The following is a 16,748-nucleotide window of genomic DNA, read 5'->3' on the forward strand; positions in this document are numbered from 1 at the left end:
GCGGTGCGGTGGGCCGTCTGCAGGGTTTCCATGTAGTCATCGAACTGCCCGGTGGATAGCAGCAGGCTGCCCCAGCGCTTGATGGGCATATTGGCAATGGCAAAGAGCTTGTTGAAGCGCAGGCCGAAATGTTCCCAGAGAAATGCCCGGTAGTCGGATTCCAGTTGCTGCTGATCCGGCGGCAGATGGGCGCCCACCGGGTTATAGACCAGGTCCAGCTCGAGGCCCATGTCCGGATCCCCGTAGCCCTGTTCATTGAGCTTCTGCAGGCCGGCAATACTGGCGTCAAAGCTGCCTCTGCCGCGTTGCCTTTCAACGTTATCTGATTGGTAGCAGGGCAGGGAAGCCACCACCTGGACCCGGTGTTCAGCCAGGAATTCGGGAATCCATTCGTAACCCGGCTCCTCGATAATGGTGGGATTGCAGCGATCCATGAGTTGCACGCCCATGGCATGGGCGTGCCGGAAAAGCGCCCGGAAATGGGGGTTCATTTCCGGGGAGCCGCCGGTGACATCCAGTGTTTCGATTTTCTGTCGTTCCATGAAGGCCAGAGCAGTCTCCATGGTTTCCCAGTCCATCAGCTCCTTGCGGTTGGGGCCAGCCGCCACATGACAGTGGATACAAGAGAGGTTGCAGAGATAACCCAGGTTCATCTGCAAGGTGGTCAGTCGGTCTCGCCGAATGGCGGGGAAGTCGATGGCTTCCAGCCTTGGCAGTGTGTCACGCATTGTCTAATCCCGGATTTTCATGAGTTACAGAAAAGACTGTAACACTCCCACTGCTGTTACAGTCACAGGGGGCACATCTGCCGCAAACCACAGCAAGGGCGAGACCCGAACATTATGCTCAAGCGAATCCTTATTCTGGCCGCCGTGGCGGCCGCTTTCATGACCTTCTTTGCCCTGGATCTGGGCCAGTATCTGGACTTCGACTATCTCCAGGATAGGCGGCACGATCTGGAGGGTCTGGTGGCCGCCAACCCATTCCTGATGATGGCGGGCTTTTTCCTGGTCTATGTGACCGTAGTGGCCCTCTCCATTCCCGGGGCGGCGGTGATGACGCTGGCGGCCGGCTTTCTCTTCGGTCTGCTGTGGGGGACCGCGCTTGTTTCGGTGGCCTCTACCCTGGGCGCCACCCTGGCCTTTCTCATTGCCCGCTTTTTGTTCCGGGACGCCGTCCAGCAGCGCTATGGTGACCGGCTCCGTGCCCTTAATAGAGGCATCGAGCGGGAAGGGGCCTTTTACCTGTTCGCTCTGCGACTGGTGCCCATTTTTCCCTTTTTCGTCATCAATATCGCCATGGCCCTCACCCCCATCAAGGCCCTGACCTTCCTGGTGGTGAGCTGGGCCGGGATGCTGCCTGGGACGCTCGTCTATGTGAACGCCGGCACCCAGTTGGCACGCATCGAGAACCCCGGAGATATCCTCTCGCCGGTGCTGATCGCTTCCTTCGTCCTGCTGGGTCTGTTCCCGCTGATCGCCAAGCGGCTGCTGGACTTCTTCAAGCGCCGCCGGGCTTTCAAGGGCTGGAAAAAGCCCAAAAAGTTCGATCGCAATCTGGTGGTCATTGGTGCCGGCTCCGGTGGTCTGGTGGCCGCATTGATTGCCGCGACGGTCAAGTCCAAAGTCAGCCTGATCGAGCGGGACCGCATGGGTGGTGACTGCCTGAATACCGGCTGTGTGCCATCGAAGGCACTGATCCGTTCAGCAACCTTCAAGGCCCAGGTGGACAAGGCCGACAAGCTGGGCTTTCGCGAGGCCAGTGTGGATTTCGACTTCAACGATGTCATGGCCCGGGTCCAGCGGGTTATCAAGACCATCGAGCCCCATGATTCGCCGGAGCGCTTTGAAAGCCTGGGGGTCGATGTGATTCAGGGTGAAGGCCGGGTGATCTCGCCCTGGGAAGTGGAGGTCAACGGTCGTCGTCTGACGACAAGGAATATCATCATCAGCACCGGCTCGGCCCCGCTGGTGCCGCCGATCCCCGGTCTCGACCAGGTGGATTATCTGACCACCGATACGATCTGGAATCTCAAGAAGAAACCGGAGCGCCTGGTGGTGCTGGGGGGTGGCCCGATCGGCTGTGAGCTGTCCCAATCCTTCGCCCGTTTGGGGTCGAAGGTGACCCAGGTGGAAATGACCGACCAGCTGCTGGGCCGGGAAGATCGCGATGTGGCCAATTTCACCCGCGAGGTGTTGGAGCGCGACGGTGTGGAGGTATTGCTGGATCACAAGGCCACTGCCTTCGAGCCCCTGCCGGGCGGTGGTTTTCGCATGACCGTGGAAGTTGGTGGCGAGACCCGCACCATCGAGGGTGATGAGTTGCTGGTGGCGGTCGGCCGCCGTGCGGTGACGGAGGGTCTTGGACTCGACGCCCTTGGCGTTAAAAAGCTGCCCGATGGCCGTCTGGAAACCGATGAGTATCTGCGCACTTCGGTGCCGAATATCTTCGGCTGCGGTGATGTGGTGGGCCCCTATCAATTTACCCATGCCGCCTCCCACCAGGCCTGGCATGCGGCGGTCAACGCCTTGTTTGGCTGGGCCAAGCGCTTTCGGGTGGATTACCGATTCCTGCCCTGGGCGACCTATACCGACCCCCAGGTGGCCCGCCTGGGCCTCAACGAGCGCGATGCCAGGGACCGGGGTGTGGATTACGAGCTCACCACCTACGATTTCTCCGGCCTGGACCGGGCCGTGGCGGATGAGAGCAATGAGGGCTTCATCAAGGTGCTTACCCCGCCGGGCAAGGATCGGGTGCTGGGTGTCACTATTGTCGGGCCTCAGGCAGGGGAGCTGATCAGCCAGTTCACCATTGCCATGAAGAACGGTATCGGCCTGAACAAGCTGCTCTCGACCATTTACCCCTATCCCACCCTGGGTGAGGCCAACAAGTTTGCCGCGGGTAATTGGAAGAAGGCCAATGCACCGCAGGGAGTATTGGCCTGGATGGAGAAGTTCTTTGCCTGGCAGAGGTAATGCCAGGTCGGTGTGAGGCAAGGTAAATGGGCAAGCGACCGGCTACCGGCCGGCCCTTGCCCCTTCCTTTTTCCGGTCAGGCGGCGGGCATCACCAGGTTAGGCGTGCTCCCAGTCGCCACTGCCGGTCATCTCCGTGGTAATCATAACTGCCGGAGATGGCAACCTGATCCGAGAGCTCGAAAACGCCGTGGATCTGCATCAGTGCTTCGCCGGACTCCGGGTCCAGGCGACTGACACCGCCGACCCGGGGACCGCCACCAAGCTCGAAGCGGGGGCTGATCCGGGTTCGAATGCCCGCCGCCATACTCACAGAGCGACGGGTGTCCTGCAGACTGACCCGGGCGGTTACCGGACCACCTTCCAGGTACCACATGCCCCGATCAGTGATCATGCCGCCCGCGCCGACCAGCAATGCGTTGTATTCCACCGCCACTCGCCCGGGAAGATCCTGATTGTCCCGGCTCAGCATTTCCCGTTCGAGAATCAGCCAGCTGCCCGGGCTCACCGTCAGGCTGAGACGGCTGCTGGTGCCGGTGATGGCATCCGCGCTGTCCGGGTCAATACGGCTGTACTGGGCATCCAGGAAATCAGTGGAGAAGTCCAGATCGGAGCCAAGAGCAGTGACAGGGGCTAGCAACAGGGTCAGCAGGCTGGCGCGGGCAGGGCTCATTTAGCGGTCCTTTATTCATCTTCGTCATCCTGAAGGTAATCGTCTGCCAGCTCGTCCTGCAAGCGACGCGCCTCCATGTATTCCTCGACGGATCGCCACTGGCTCTTTCGCTGACTGTGATTGGGGGCCGGCGGCCGATTGGCCGGTGCCGTGGCGGCGAACAGCTTTTCCAGCTCGCCTGCCTCCTCCAGGTCCATTTCGTCATCGAAATCGTTGTCGTCCAGTTTCTTGTTCTTTCCGGCCATGCCGCAGCCTTCCTCCTGATTTGCAACGCCCTCGAATTCGGGCAAATCGGGGCGCAGCATTTATATAGCTTCGCGGCGCGGAAGGAAAGGCCCTTTAAAGAAAAAAATGACGCTATCAGGCAATGGGTCTCCGGTGGCCGGGCATATTATCATGGTGGGAAACCCGACCCGAGGAGACAGTCTTGCTTCAGAAGGAACTCAATTTCCCCATGCCCGGGCGCGGCACCCGCGATATCACGGCCGACATTGCCGCGGTGGTATCAGACAGTGGAGTGGGCACTGGTCTGTGTCACGTCTTCTGTCGTCATACCAGCGCCTCTCTGGTGATCTGCGAGAATGCCGATCCGGAGGTGCGCGACGACATGGAGCGATTCCTTTCCCGTCTGGTTCCCGATGGCGATCCCATGTTTCGCCATGACGCCGAGGGTCCGGATGACATGCCGGCCCATGTTCGCAGCATGTTGACCCAGTCCGGTCTCAGTCTGCCGGTGACGGGCGGTCGTTTGCTGACCGGGACCTGGCAGGGGGTTTTCCTCTACGAGCACCGCAGCGGCAGCCATGACCGTCGGGTGGTGGTGACGGTCATGGGGGAGGCGGGGGGCGCATGAATCTCTGGTTTCGAATGATTCGGGTGATCATCCGGGCCCTGTTGGGGCGCAAACTGGATCCCCTGGGCCTGTCGGTGGTTCATTTCCGGGTCTGGCCCCACGATCTTGATGTGAACATGCACATGAACAACGGCCGCTATCTGACCCTGATGGATCTGGGGCGGCTCGACCTGATGATCCGGACCGGCATGGGGCGACTGCTCCTCCGGGAACGCTGGATGCCCATCGCCGCTTCCGCCATGATCCGTTTCCGTAAGCCGCTGCTGCCCTTTCAGCGCTTCCGGCTGGAGACACGTGTTCTATGCTGGGATGAGAAATGGTTTTTCCTGGAGCAGAAACTGGTCCAGGGGGACCGAACCGTTTCCGTGGCCCTGCTCAAGGGCTGCATGCGCGTCTCGGGTGGTCATGTGCCACCATCTGATATCTTTGAGAAGGTGACGGGGCGGGCGCATCCGGCGCCTGAGATGCCGGAAACGGTGCAGCGGTGGGTGGAGGCAGAAGATGCCGTCAAGGAGCAGGTGTGATGTCCGATGATGCAATCCAGGTTCGTCGTGCCAAACCGGCTGATGAGGCCGTGATCGCCGAATTCAATCGTGCCCTGGCCATGGAATCGGAGGGGCTGGAGCTGGATGCCGCTCTGGTCCAGTCCGGGGTTCGCGCTGTGCTGGCTGATCCGGGCCGGGGCTGCTATTTCCTGGCCGGGCAGGCGGGGCAGGTCGTGGGCCAGATCGGGCTCACTTATGAGTGGAGTGATTGGCGGAACGGGTTTTTCTGGTGGATTCAGAGTGTCTACGTCAGGGAGAGCCATCGTCGCAGTGGCGTCTTTCGTGCCCTGTACCATCATGTGGAAGCCATGGCCCTGGAGGATCCGGGGTGCACCGGTCTGCGTCTTTATGTGGAGCCGGAGAACCGCAAGGCCATTGAAACCTATCTCTCCCTGGGGCTTTCGGACGCACCCTATCGGATGCTGGAACTGGATTTCTCCGAGCCCGACCGGGAAAGCCGTGCGGCTGAAAAGGATGACTGAGTGGGGCGCCGGTGATAGAATTCCGCGCAAATCGGGGCCGTAGCTCAGTTGGGAGAGCGCAGCAATCGCACTGCTGAGGTCAGGGGTTCGACTCCCCTCGGCTCCACCAATATCTAAAAACCGGGCGATGCCCGGTTTTTTTGTGCCTGAAATGGGGGGGGCACCTGGGCCGTGCTTGCTGTTGGCGCATTCAAAGTGATGGGCAGATTGCCTTCGATTCAGGGGCTGAAATCGCGGATGAATCCGCTCCTACGGCGGCTTCGGCATACGCTAGTGGCACCGTGGGAGTGAATTTATTCGCGATCAAAAGCGTCCCTCGTCATCGAAGGGCACTATCCCCAATCGAGCCCGACAGATAACGAGCCAGTGGCCCAGACAAAGAGAAATCCGTAGAATGGTCCCGCCCCATCGCCAGACCGAAAGCCCCGGTAGCTCAGCAGGATAGAGCAGCCGCCTCCTAAGCGGCAGGTCGCAGGTTCGACTCCTGCCCGGGGCGCCATTTTCCCAACGACCGGCCTTCAAACCGTCCCGGCTGCAACTGACGCTCTGGGACCGCAGGCGTGCGAACCTGCGCGCAGGAGGCACGACGCACTTCCCTGTGCGTCGCCCTCCGGGTTCACGGGCTCCGCCCGTGAATGTCAAATGGCTCCCGGCAATTTGTCGACTCCTGCCCGGGGCGCCATTTTTCTTTACAGGGCTTGGCCCGCGTGTTCCGGTAGGGGCTCCCGGCCAGCCTCGATGGCAGCATTCGCATTCCCGCCTTACTGCCCGAAACCACCGCGCAAATACGGATTCCCGCTGACATTTTGCCCGCCCAGCGGTTTCTTCCCGGCGCCGAATCCGATACACTATACCGCCGTTGCGAATTCACTTGGAGCGGCACCCAGGATGCGGTCCACCACGCTTCCCGGCTACTTACCGGACGGGTCCTTATGGCCCGGTTGTCGCCCATGCCCGCAGCAATCCCCTTTCCGGCACGGATCCTCTATCCGTCGCCCGTTCTCAAGCCTCTCCAACCGAGTTGGTGACTGATACCGATGAGTGAAACTCTCGAGCAGAAGTACGCGACTTCGCACCTTTTTGGTGCAAATGCACCCTTTATTCTCGAAATTTACGAAAAATACCTGGAAGATCCCGGCGAAGTGCCGGATGAATGGCGGAATTACTTCCGCGGCTTCCTGGATGGCCAGGGCGGCAGTGGCGCCGATGTCGCCCATGGGCCCATTGTCGATGAAATGGCCGAGCGAGCCCGTGCTCCCCGCGTGGCGGCTGCCGGCAGTTCCGGCTTTGATCCCAGGCTGGCAGAAAAACAGGCCGGTGTCGCCAGGATGATCCAGGCCTATCGTGGCCGTGGGCACCGGGTGGCTGACATTGATCCCCTGGGCCTGCGGGAGAAGCCGGAACTGGACGAATTGCAGCCGGCCTTTCACGGGCTGTCCGATTCGGACATGGACACTGAATTCTCCACCATGGGCCTGTTCGCCAAGGACTTCATGAAGCTGCGGGATATCATTGCCCAGCTCGAGCGCCTGTACACGGGGCCCATTGGTTTCGAGTACATGCACGTCACCGATCCGGAGGAACGGCGTTGGCTGCAGGAGCAGTTTGAGCGCCGCCAGGTGGATGCCCTGCTGGATGATGACGAAAAACGGCTGCTACTGCGCCAGCTCACCGGTGCCGAAGGCATCGAGCGCTACCTGCACAAGAAGTACGTCGGCCAGAAGCGATTCTCTCTGGAAGGCGGCGAGACCATGATCCCGCTCCTGGATGACCTGATCCAGCAGGGGGGCAAGGACGGTCTGGATGAAATCGTCGTGGGCATGGCGCACCGCGGTCGTATCAACGTGCTCATCAATGTCCTTGGCAAGAGCCCGGAGGAATTGTTTTCCGAGTTCGAGGGCATCTATGACGATGATATGGAAGACCGCTCCGGCGACGTGAAGTATCACATGGGCTTCTCCTCGGATCTGGAGACACCCGGTGGCAATGTCCACGTGGCCCTGGCATTCAACCCTTCCCACCTGGAGTTCGTGAATCCGGTGGTCGAGGGCTCGGTTCGTGCCCGCCAGGACCGCCGTGGTGACAAGGACGGCAAGACCGTCATGCCGGTTCTGATCCACGGTGATGCTTCCTTTGCGGGTCAGGGTATCGTTCAGGAAACCCTGCAGATGTCCCAGACCCGGGGCTTCTACACTGGCGGCACCGTGCACATTACCGTCAACAACCAGGTGGGCTTTACCACCAGTAATCCCCGCGATGCCCGTTCCACGCCCTATGCCACTGATGTGGCCAAGATGATCGAGACGCCGATTCTTCACGTCAACGCGGATCACCCGGAGGCGGTCATTTTTGCCACCCGCCTGGCCCTGGCCTATCGGCAGCGCTTCCACAAGGACGTGATGATCGATCTGATCTGCTATCGCCGCCATGGTCATAACGAGGCAGATGAGCCGGCAGTGACCCAGCCTGGTATGTACTCGGTGATCCGCTCCCATCCCACGGCCCGGGAGATCTATGCCGAGAACCTGGTTGAGGCCGGTGTGGTGAGTGAGGAAGATCCTCAGAAACTGCTGGATGAATATCGCGACGACCTGGATGCCGGCCGCATGGTGGCGCCCAAGAGCCAGGGCATGATCGGCAATGAGTACACCGTCGATTGGAGCGAGTTCAACCTGAAAGACTGGGATGAGCCGGTGGATACCACTATCGACGGGGATCGAGTTCAGCAACTGGTGGAGGGAATCACCACGGTTCCCGATGATTACAAGTTGCACAGCCGGGTCCAGCGGATCATCGATGACCGCAAGAAAATGGGGCAGAGCAAGATACCCATGGATTGGGGTTTTGCCGAGACCATGGCCCATGCCAGCCTGCTCACCGAAGGTTATTCGGTTCGCATCGCCGGCCAGGACAGTGGCCGCGGCACTTTCTTCCACCGCCATGCGCGGGTCTACAACCAGGAAGACAATGCCGAGTTCATTCCGCTTCAGCACCTGAGTGACGATCAGCAACCCTTCTATGTCTATGACTCCCTGCTTTCCGAGCAGGGGGTGGTGGGTTTTGAGTACGGTTATTCCACCACCAACCCGGACACGCTGGTCATTTGGGAAGCCCAATTCGGTGACTTTGCCAATGGTGCGCAGGTCATCATTGATCAGTTCCTCAGCTCCGGTGAAGCCAAGTGGGGCCGTTATTGCGGCCTGACCCTGTTCCTGCCTCATGGTTATGAAGGGCAGGGGCCCGAGCATTCCTCCGCCCGCCTTGAGCGTTATCTGCAGCTTTGTGGCCAGCACAACATGCAGGTCTGCGTCCCGTCCACGCCCGCACAGATGTTCCACATGCTGCGCCGGCAGATGGTGCGCAAGTTCCGTAAACCGTTGATTGTGCTGACCCCCAAGAGCCTGCTTCGACACAAGCTGTCCACCTCGCCACTCAGTGACCTGGAGAAGGGCCGCTTCCACACCGTAATTCCGGAAGTGGATGAGCTGGATCGCGACAAGGTTCGGCGGATTGTCTTCTGCTCCGGCAAGGTCTACTACGATCTGCTGGAGGCCAGACGCCGCGACGAGATCGATGATGTCGCCCTGATTCGTCTGGAACAGCTCTACCCCTTCCCGCAGAAAGCTTATCGGGAAGCAATCAAGACCTATCCCAACGCCCGTGAAATCGTCTGGTGTCAGGAAGAGCCGAAGAATCAGGGTGCCTGGTACAACATCCGTCATCGCTTGCAGGCGCCGCTCACCGAAGAGCATAGTCTGCGTTATGTGGGCCGTGCCACGGCGGCTTCCACCGCGGCCGGTTATTTCAAGCTGCACGTTAAGCAGCAGAAGGCCGTGATCGAGTCTGCTCTGTCTGCCGGTGGCACCACCGCTTCGGGCGGCGGCAAGAAGAAGGCTGGAAAGAAGAAGGCTGCCGGCAAGAAGACGGGCGCCAAGAACACGGGCAAGAAATCCAGTAATAAGAAAACCTCGGAGAAAGCATGAGCACTGAAGTAAAAGTACCCCAACTACCGGAATCCGTTTCCGACGCCACGCTGGTTGCCTGGCACAAGCAGGCAGGCGATGCCATCAAGCGTGACGAAAACCTGGCCGACCTGGAAACCGACAAGGTGGTGCTGGAAGTTCCCGCACCGGCCGACGGTGTGCTTAAGGAAATCAAGGTCGAGGAAGGCACTGTCACCAGTGGGGACGTGATTGCCATAGTAGAAGAAGGTGCCGAAGCCGCGGCGGGTGCCAGCAAGGAAGAGGCCAAGGATACGGGTGACGACAAGGCCGAGAAGGCCGCCAAGAGCGGGGGTGATGAGGATAAGTCCGCTGCTGATCGACTGTCTCCCTCCGTGCGCCGGTTGGTGGAAGAGCATGACCTGGAACCGTCTGATATTGAAGGCAGCGGCAAGGGTGGTCGCCTTACCAAGGCGGACGTCATGGCCTATATCGAACAGGGTGGCGACAAGAAGGCCGACAAGAAGCCCGCTGCTGAAGCCAGCGAGAAGCCTGCCGGTCCTCAAGGGGTGATCAGCGGCGCCCGGGAAGACCGGCGGGTTCCCATGAGCCGCATGCGTGCCCGTATTGCCGAGCGGATGGTGGAGTCACAGTCAAATGCCGCCATGCTCACCTCATTCAATGAGGTGGACCTGACCGAAGTCATGGCCCTTCGCAAGCGTTACAAGGAAAGCTTCGAGAAGGAGCATGGCGTACGCCTTGGTTTCATGTCCTTTTTCGTCAAGGCGGCTGTCGAGGCGCTCAAGAAGCACCCCATTATCAATGCTTCCGTGGAAGGCAAGGATGTCATCTACCATGACTACTGGGATATCGGTATTGCCGTATCCAGTGACAAGGGGCTGGTGGTTCCGGTGGTGCGTGACTGTGACCAGAAAGGCTTTGCGCAGATTGAAGGCGATATTGCCGCCTATGCCCAGAAGGCCCGCAAAGGCGGTCTGGGAATGGACGATTTGCAGGGCGGCACCTTCACCATCACCAATGGTGGTGTATTCGGCTCGCTGATCTCCACGCCCATTATCAATCCGCCCCAGAGTGCCATCCTGGGCATGCACAAGATCCAGGAGCGGCCCATGGTGGTGGATGGTGAGATCAAGGCCCGTTCCATGATGTACATTGCCTTGACCTATGACCACCGCATCATTGATGGCAAGGATGCGGTCCAGTTCCTGGTGTCCATCAAGGAGAGCCTGGAAGATCCGGCTCGTCTGATGCTCCAGGTCTGAATCAAGGATCAGGTCCCGGCCCGTCTGGGCCGGGGCTTTTCTTGCAGCCTTCGAATTCTTTAAAACTTTCTCAGGGGATTTTCAATGAGCAAGTCCTATGATGTTGTGGTGATTGGTGGTGGCCCGGGTGGCTATGTGGCAGCGATTCGCGCCGCTCAGAACGGACTCAAGACTGCCTGCGTGGATAACTGGGAGAACCGGGATGGTTCCCACGCCTTCGGTGGGACCTGCCTCAATGCCGGTTGTATCCCCTCCAAGGCGGTGCTGGAGTCTTCAGAGCTGTATCACCGTGCGGGTCATGAGTTCTCCGAGCACGGGATCAAACTCTCCAAGCCGGAGTTGGACTTGGATGCGATGCTGAAGCGCAAGGCTGGGATCGTGAAGCAGTTCACCGGCGGCATTGCTCAACTGTTCAAGGCGAACAAGGTGGATGGCATTGCCGGAACCGGCAAGCTCCTCAAGGGCAACAAGGTTGAGGTCACCGCCCATGGGGGAGGCAAGAAGGAAACCCTGGAAGCCAAGCATGTGATCCTGGCCACGGGGTCAACGCCTGTGGAGTTGCCTTTTGCCAAATTCGATGGCAAGCGCATCGTGGACTCCTGGGATGCCCTGGAGTTTGAACAGGTGCCCAAGCGCCTGGGTGTCATCGGTGCCGGCGTGATTGGTCTTGAGTTGGGCAGTGTCTGGAGCCGTCTGGGTTCGGAAGTCACCATGATCGAGGCTCAGGACAAGTTCCTGTTCATGGCTGACCAGCAGATCGCCAAGGACGCCCAGCGCCAGTTCAAGAAGCAGGGCCTGGATATCAAGCTGGGTGCCAAGCTGGTCGAAGCCAAGGCTGGCAAGAATGACGTCAAGGTGGTTTACGAGGACAAGAGCGGCAAGCACGAAGCCACCTTCGATAAACTGCTGATTTCGGTGGGCCGCCGCCCCTACACCGACGGCTTGTTCGGTGACGACGTGAAGGTGGATACCGATGACCGGGGTTTCGTCAAGGTAGACAAGCAGAACCGGACCTCAGTGAAGAATGTCTGGGCCGTGGGCGACTGCGCGCCGGGGCCCATGCTGGCTCACAAGGCCTCCGAAGAAGGGGTGGTGGTGGCCGACCTGATCGCCGGCAAGACGGCCGAGATGAGCCACGAGTGTATCCCCTCGATCATCTACACCGCGCCGGAAGTGGCGTGGGTTGGAAAGACCGAAGAGGAGCTCAAGGCCGAGAAGGTGCCGTACAAGGTGGGCAGCTTCGGCTTTGCCGCCAATGGCCGTGCTCAGGCCATGAATCAGGCCGCCGGCATGGTCAAGATGCTTGCCCACAAGGACAGTGATGAGGTGCTGGGGGTTCACATCGTTGGTCCCATGGCTTCCGAGCTGATTGCCGAAGCTGTGCTGGCAATGGAGTTCCGAGCCAGTGCCGAGGATATCCAGCTCACCATTCACGCCCACCCGGCCCTGGGGGAAGTCATCCACGAAGCCGCCCTGGCGGTGGATGGAAAAGCGCTGCACGGCGTCAATCGCTGAATAGCGTATGCTTGACTGCACAAAAAAGGGCGCTTCCGGCGCCCTTTTTTGTGGGCAGCGGAACTTACTTGAGTGCCGTCGCTCTTGTAGAAGACAAGTGCTCGGGAATCCTGGCAAGACCACATTCGTATCCATGGGGGTAGGTAAATGTCATTGTTTCGCATGAGTTGGCTGGCTGTGCTTGTTGCCGCTTTGTCTGTAACTATTGCTTGTTCCGAGAGTGGAAGTGGCGCAGAGAAGCAGGAGCAGGAGGCGGTGGATCAGGCCGTAGAGCCCAGCGCAACAGACGCGTCAGGTGATGAAAGCGGTGCGGTTGTTCTGATGTATCACCGTTTCGGTGAGGACCGCTATCCCTCAACCAGTGTTCGGATGGAGCAATTCAAGCAGCACCTGAAATACCTGGAAGAAGAGGAGTTCAATATTTGGCCAGTGGAGCGGGTTGTGCGCTATCTGCGTGACGGCAAGACATTCCCGCCGCGGACGGTGGCCATCACCATTGACGACGCCTATCGCTCGATTTACGAGGAAGCCTATCCCTTGTTCAAGGAGAGGGGGTGGCCGTACACCGTGTTCGTCAACAGCGACGGTGCCGATTCTGGCGGCAGTTACATGAGTTGGGACCAGATGCGGGAAATGGCCGAGAATAGTGAGGCTCGTTTTGCCAATCATTCCGCCACCCATGATTACCTGGTGGCACGCCGTGATGGAGAGAGCGAGGAAGATTGGCGGGCCCGAGTGAAAGCCGATATTGAGAAGGCGGAAAGACGGCTTCAGGAAGAGCTTTCAGGGCATGTGCCTGATGATCCCAAATTGCATGCCTATCCTTACGGCGAGTACGACCGGGCACTGCAGGAGCTGGTGGAGGAAATGGGCTATGTGGCCTTTGGTCAGCATTCCGGGCCGGTGGGGCATTATTCAGACAAGCTGGCGCTGCCACGATTCGCCATGGCCGAGAACTATGCCGACCCAGACGATTTCCGGCTGCGGGTGAATACCCGACCACTGCCGGTCGTCTCCATTACGCCGGATGACCCCACCGCCATTGATGAGCAGAATCCACCACAACTGAGATTGGAGTTTGCGGAGACCGAGATTGCCCTGGACCGCATTAACTGCTTTGCCTCTGGTCGGGGGGTGGAGATGGAATGGGTTTCAGACAGCCCTCGCATTCTCTCGGTGCAGGCGGATGCGCCCCTGGCTGAGGGGCGCAGTCGCTATAACTGCACCGCCCCGGCACGTGAGGGGGGCTTCCATTGGTATAGCTTCCAATGGGTCCGTGGGCGGCGTTGAGATTGCGACAGCCAGGGTCCGGGCAATGCCCTCGTGGACATTGCCCGGGCCCGCTTGATCAGGGCTCACTGACCAGTTCAAGCTCTTCCGGCAATTCATGCAGGTCGTTCTGCAGGATCATGGACCTCACTTCGCGTATGTAGTCCTGCCCTCGCTCGGAATAGCGCTCCAGTCCTTGAGCGAGTTCCATTCCGGTTGCCGTGCGACCGGCTTGCCGTGCCTCCGCTCGCAGCTGGCGGAGCAGCGTATAGGCGTGTCCTATGTTGAGATTGTGGATATAGGAGCGAACCGAGGCGTGGAGGTCCGGGAACACCCGCACGAAATGAGTAGCCCCTTCCCGGCGCTGCTGGGGCACCAGACCGACCTCTTCGTTCCAGGTCCATTCCCCGAACAGATTATTGGCCTCCCGGGTGAAGCGAGAGGTGCCCCAGCCACTTTCATTGGCCGCCTGTGACAGCGCCAGGGAGGGCGGAATGACATCAATGCGACGGAAGAGCTTGTCACGAACAGCGATGTCCCGGATATCCCCCTCGACGCGAAAGCGCTGCTGCAGGTGGTCAACCAATGTTCTTTCTTCGTCGCTTAGCTCGGCGTCCGAGTCTCGCTCCAGTTTCTCGTGTATGGATGTCAACTCTTCACGCTTGGCAAGAATTTTTTCGTTCTCCGCCAGAATCAGTGGCAGGAGGCTTCGGAAGAACAGAGACTTGCGAAGGTTAACCTCCTGCTCCGCCATGCCGGTCGGAAAGCTTTCCACTGCCACGGCCGGGACTCTTTGCTCCGGCGGCCATTGAAAGCCGTATTCCTGCAGTGCCTGATCCAGCGCCTGGGGTGAGTCCACGCTTATGCTGCGCAGCTCAGGTCTCTGCGGTACCGGGTGATCCTCCGCTGCCCCCTGCAGGCAAAGGACGATGGCCACTGCAGTGAGCAGTGGAATGGCCGGAATTAGGGTTCTGGTTGCAATATCCTTTCCTGAAAGCATGGTATTACCTTTTCTGCGCTTTATTGGCTGACCCGTCTTGCCTCGGTGATGTTCGGTAACTGTACGAGGCGTTGTAGTGTCTGGCTCAGTTGATCCAGGTTGGCCAGTTCCACGGTGAGCTGAATCTGGGCAATGTTATTAGCCGGATCCGTGCGGGTGGAAACATGGGTGATGTTGACCCCATCATTGCCCAGTAGAGTGGTTATATCACGCAGCAGGCCCTGCCGATCCCAGGCTTCCACCAGCAATTCGGTGGCATATCCCTGACCTTCGCCCTGATCCCAGTCGACCTCTATCAGTCGTTCCTGCTGATCATCAGCAAGGCGTAGCATATTGCCACAGTCCTGTCGGTGAATACTCACGCCGCGTCCACGGGTAATGAAACCGACGATGGGGTCACCCGGCACCGGGCTGCAGCAGCGGGCCATGGTGGTGGCCAGGTCGCCGATACCGCGAACCCGCACGCCGCCCTGGGATGCCTTGCTCGGCCGCGTCTTGACCTGATCTTGCGTGGGTCGTTCACGCTCAAGGCGTCGCCCGAGACGTTGGCCTACCTGATCGCCAGTAATGTCGCCGCGACCAACGGCCTTGAGGAACTCATCGCCCGTCTGAAGCTTGAACTCATTTGCCAGTTCTTCCCAGGCCGGTGTCGTCAGACCGAGCCTGGCGGCTTCCCGCTCCACCACCTGGCGCCCCTGTTCCAGATGGCTCTCCTGGTTCTGGGTCCGGAACCAGTGGCGTATCTTGGCCCTTGCTCGGTTGCTGGCCACAAAGCCCAGCTGGGGAACCAGCCAGTCCCGACTGGGCCGGGCATTCTTGCCGGTGAGGATTTCCACTCTGTCGCCGTTTTTCAGTTCGTGGTTGAGGCTGACGATGCGGCCATTGATCTTGGCACCTCGGCAACGATGTCCCACCTGGGTGTGAACCCGATAGGCGAAGTCCAAGGGAGTAGAGTGGGCGGGGAGATCGATGATGTCGCCGTCCGGAGTGAGGGTGTAGATGCGGTCTTCGAACACCTCGGACTTGAAGCGATCCAGTAATTCGTCGTCGCCATCATCGGGCTCACCCGGTTCCAGCAAATGGCGCAACCAGGCAATGCGCTCTTCCAGGGCCGGGTCCTTGCTCCCACCCCCTTCCTTGTAGCGCCAGTGGGCGGCCACACCCAACTCTGCATGCCGATGCATCTCCCAGGTGCGGATCTGGACCTCGACCGGTTTGTCCTCCGGCCCGAATACCGCCGTATGCAAGGACTGGTAGTTGTTTTCCTTGGGATTGGCAATGTAATCGTCGAACTCATGGGGTATGTGGTGCCAGAGGCCATGGATCACACCCAGGGCGGCATAGCATTGAGGGACCGTGTCGACCAGGATGCGCACCGCCCGCACGTCGAAGAGATTTTCGAAGGCAAGCCCCTTGCGTTGCATCTTCTTCCATATACTGAAGATGTGCTTGGGGCGTCCGTAGACATCCGCTCGAATCCCGGCCGCCCGCATTTCCTCCTGAATGCGGGCGACAACACGGTCGATATAGGCTTCCCGGTCACGGCGGGTTTCCCGCAGAGCGCGGGCGATTCGGTGGTAGCTGTTGGGTTCCAGAAAACGCAGGGCCAGGTCTTCCAGCTCCCATTTCAGTTGCCAGATCCCAAGCCGGTTGGCGAGCGGCGCGTAAAGCTCGCGCGTGGCAATGGCTTCAGCCTTCTGTTCCTCGCGGCCGGCGTGGCGCAGGCTGCGCATGGTGTAAAGCTGATCGGCCAGGCGCAGCACCACCACCCGAATATCCCGGGCCATGGCCAGCAGCATCTGGCGCAGGGCCTCGGACTGAGTGCGGGACAGTAGCTGGCCGGGTTCGGCCCGGCCCAGATCGCTGAAGCGGGGAATACGCTGCATGTCCTCCACCAGTGTGATCACATCGGTGGAGAAGGACGCACGAAGTTCTTCCAGGGACAGTTGCCCGGCTTCCACGGCCGGGAAAAGGAGCGCCGCGCCCTCCAGGGCCGGATCCATCCCCAGATCGGCGACAATGGCGGCAACGCCCCGGGAGCGGGCGGTCGCCGACGGGTCCAGCGGGTCCAGCAGGGCGGCGGCCTGATCGCGCTCTGCCTCCCCGTGAGGGGACCTGGCCTGAAGCAGGGACGGCTGCTGTTCCGCCCGACTGGGGGCTTGTGGTTTCATGCCACGCTTTGCTCCTGGTGCTGTCGCTGCCATATCCCTTCA

At 59.9% G+C, this 16,748-nt stretch carries 13 protein-coding genes and 2 tRNA genes; 10 read left to right on the plus strand and 5 right to left on the minus strand.

Features of this window, described 5'->3' with window-relative positions; genetic code table 11:
- The coding region (gene arsS / locus VCB98_RS00005) for an arsenosugar biosynthesis radical SAM (seleno)protein ArsS (protein WP_346049170.1) at positions 1 to 728 on the minus strand (728 nt) is incomplete at its 3' end.
- 114 nt (positions 729 to 842) lie between these two features.
- On the opposite strand from arsS, the gene VCB98_RS00010 reads away from it, so the two are divergent.
- Complete coding sequence (locus VCB98_RS00010; protein WP_346049172.1) at positions 843 to 2,975, plus strand: dihydrolipoyl dehydrogenase family protein; 2,133 nt, start codon at positions 843 to 845, stop codon at positions 2,973 to 2,975.
- Between the two features lie 90 nt (positions 2,976 to 3,065).
- On the opposite strand, the gene VCB98_RS00015 is transcribed toward VCB98_RS00010, so the two are convergent.
- Positions 3,066 to 3,647: a hypothetical protein gene (locus tag VCB98_RS00015; protein WP_346049174.1), complete on the minus strand. Its 582-nt coding sequence runs from the start codon at positions 3,645 to 3,647 to the stop codon at positions 3,066 to 3,068.
- Between the two features lie 11 nt (positions 3,648 to 3,658).
- Positions 3,659 to 3,892 (minus strand): hypothetical protein, encoded by a 234-nt coding sequence (locus tag VCB98_RS00020; RefSeq protein WP_346049176.1) that lies wholly within the window; start codon positions 3,890 to 3,892, stop codon positions 3,659 to 3,661.
- Between the two features lie 209 nt (positions 3,893 to 4,101).
- Here VCB98_RS00020 and VCB98_RS00025 point away from each other — a divergent pair, with 209 nt between their 5' ends.
- The 9 genes from VCB98_RS00025 to VCB98_RS00065 all read left to right on the plus strand — a co-directional run bounded on the left by VCB98_RS00025 (position 4,102) and on the right by VCB98_RS00065 (position 13,556).
- Positions 4,102 to 4,500, plus strand: coding sequence for a secondary thiamine-phosphate synthase enzyme YjbQ (locus VCB98_RS00025; RefSeq protein ID WP_346049567.1), 399 nt, complete (start codon positions 4,102 to 4,104; stop codon positions 4,498 to 4,500).
- Complete coding sequence (locus VCB98_RS00030) at positions 4,497 to 5,024, plus strand: acyl-CoA thioesterase (RefSeq protein ID WP_346049178.1); 528 nt, start codon at positions 4,497 to 4,499, stop codon at positions 5,022 to 5,024. Before VCB98_RS00025 ends, VCB98_RS00030 begins: the two co-directional genes overlap by 4 nt.
- Positions 5,024 to 5,527 (plus strand): GNAT family N-acetyltransferase, encoded by a 504-nt coding sequence (locus tag VCB98_RS00035; RefSeq protein ID WP_346049180.1) that lies wholly within the window; start codon positions 5,024 to 5,026, stop codon positions 5,525 to 5,527. Before VCB98_RS00030 ends, VCB98_RS00035 begins: the two co-directional genes overlap by 1 nt.
- A gap of 33 nt (positions 5,528 to 5,560) precedes the next feature.
- A tRNA-Ala gene (locus VCB98_RS00040) sits at positions 5,561 to 5,636 on the plus strand.
- Positions 5,637 to 5,949: 313 nt separating this feature from the next.
- Positions 5,950 to 6,026, plus strand: a tRNA-Arg gene (locus tag VCB98_RS00045).
- A gap of 538 nt (positions 6,027 to 6,564) precedes the next feature.
- Positions 6,565 to 9,510 (plus strand): 2-oxoglutarate dehydrogenase E1 component, encoded by a 2,946-nt coding sequence (locus tag VCB98_RS00050; protein WP_346049182.1) that lies wholly within the window; start codon positions 6,565 to 6,567, stop codon positions 9,508 to 9,510.
- Positions 9,507 to 10,751: a 2-oxoglutarate dehydrogenase complex dihydrolipoyllysine-residue succinyltransferase gene (gene odhB / locus VCB98_RS00055; protein WP_346049184.1), complete on the plus strand. Its 1,245-nt coding sequence runs from the start codon at positions 9,507 to 9,509 to the stop codon at positions 10,749 to 10,751. The genes VCB98_RS00050 and odhB overlap by 4 nt, the downstream gene beginning before the upstream one ends.
- Positions 10,752 to 10,835: 84 nt before the next feature.
- Complete coding sequence (gene lpdA, locus VCB98_RS00060; protein ID WP_346049186.1) at positions 10,836 to 12,266, plus strand: dihydrolipoyl dehydrogenase; 1,431 nt, start codon at positions 10,836 to 10,838, stop codon at positions 12,264 to 12,266.
- 255 nt (positions 12,267 to 12,521) lie between these two features.
- Positions 12,522 to 13,556: a polysaccharide deacetylase family protein gene (locus VCB98_RS00065; RefSeq protein WP_346049188.1), complete on the plus strand. Its 1,035-nt coding sequence runs from the start codon at positions 12,522 to 12,524 to the stop codon at positions 13,554 to 13,556.
- Between the two features lie 58 nt (positions 13,557 to 13,614).
- On the opposite strand, the gene VCB98_RS00070 is transcribed toward VCB98_RS00065, so the two are convergent.
- Both VCB98_RS00070 and relA read right to left on the minus strand, forming a co-directional pair.
- A complete protein-coding gene (locus VCB98_RS00070; RefSeq protein WP_346049190.1) occupies positions 13,615 to 14,394 on the minus strand; it encodes a glucosaminidase domain-containing protein in 780 nt (259 codons plus the stop codon).
- 161 nt (positions 14,395 to 14,555) lie between these two features.
- A complete protein-coding gene (gene relA, locus VCB98_RS00075) occupies positions 14,556 to 16,706 on the minus strand; it encodes a GTP diphosphokinase (RefSeq protein ID WP_346049192.1) in 2,151 nt (716 codons plus the stop codon).
- Between the last annotated feature and the right edge of the window lie 42 nt (positions 16,707 to 16,748).

Source organism: Natronospira elongata (assembly GCF_034931365.1).
Lineage (GTDB): Bacteria > Pseudomonadota > Gammaproteobacteria > Natronospirales > Natronospiraceae > Natronospira > Natronospira elongata.